At 47.2% G+C, this 703-nt stretch carries 1 protein-coding gene; it reads left to right on the top strand.

What is annotated here, in order from left to right; translation table 11 throughout:
* Window positions 1–110: 110 nt before the first annotated feature.
* A partial coding sequence (gene istA, locus FKN05_RS16520; RefSeq protein ID WP_212752323.1) for an IS21 family transposase occupies window positions 111–703 on the top strand: 593 nt, incomplete at its 3' end.

The raw sequence follows: 703 nt of genomic DNA, 5'->3' as shown, positions 1-703 counted from the left end.
TGTCACCGATCATGCAAAACTGATCCACTAACGATCATCGAAAACTGATCCACTTGGTATCATCCGTTTATTTTTTATACGGGTGATTTATGTTAACCAAGGAGACATTTGTGGATATTCATGTTCGCTTTGCGCAAGGCCAAAGCATTCGTAACATTGCCCGTCAATTAGGCATCTCTCGTAACACCGTAAAACATCATTTGCAGCAGCATCAGATGCCCGCTTACGCGCAACGAGCAAAACCCGTGACAAAACTAGAGCCCTTTAAACCCTATCTCGTTCAACGAATTGAGCAGGCCCAACCTGATTGGATACCTGCCACCGTCTTATTTGATGAGGTGGTTCAACTCGGCTATCAAGGCGGTATTGCTCAGCTCCGTCGCTTTGTGTGTCAGTTTAAACTTTGTTCCACTCCTGAGCCGGTTGTCCGTTTTGAAACCCTGCCAGGACAGCAAATGCAAATCGACTTTACCACCATTCGGCGCGGTAAACGGCCGCTCAAAGCTTTTGTCGCAACCTTAGGTTATTCGCGCGCCACTTTCGTCAAGTTCTTTGATAACGAGCGTGCGCATGCATGGCAACAAGGTTTAAAAGAAGCGTTTGAGTATTTCGGTGGCGTACCCGAGCAGGTGCTGTGTGATAACGCTAAAGCGCTCATCATTGAGCGAGATGCTTATGCACAAGGCGAGCATAAGTTGCATGA

Origin of the sequence: Vibrio sp. 1-1(7) (assembly GCF_013048485.1) — a bacterium.
In the GTDB taxonomy this organism is placed as follows: Bacteria; Pseudomonadota; Gammaproteobacteria; order Enterobacterales; family Vibrionaceae; genus Vibrio; species Vibrio fujianensis.
The sequence above is the reverse complement of the archived record's forward strand: the minus strand, read 5'-3'. Positions and strand labels throughout refer to the sequence as shown.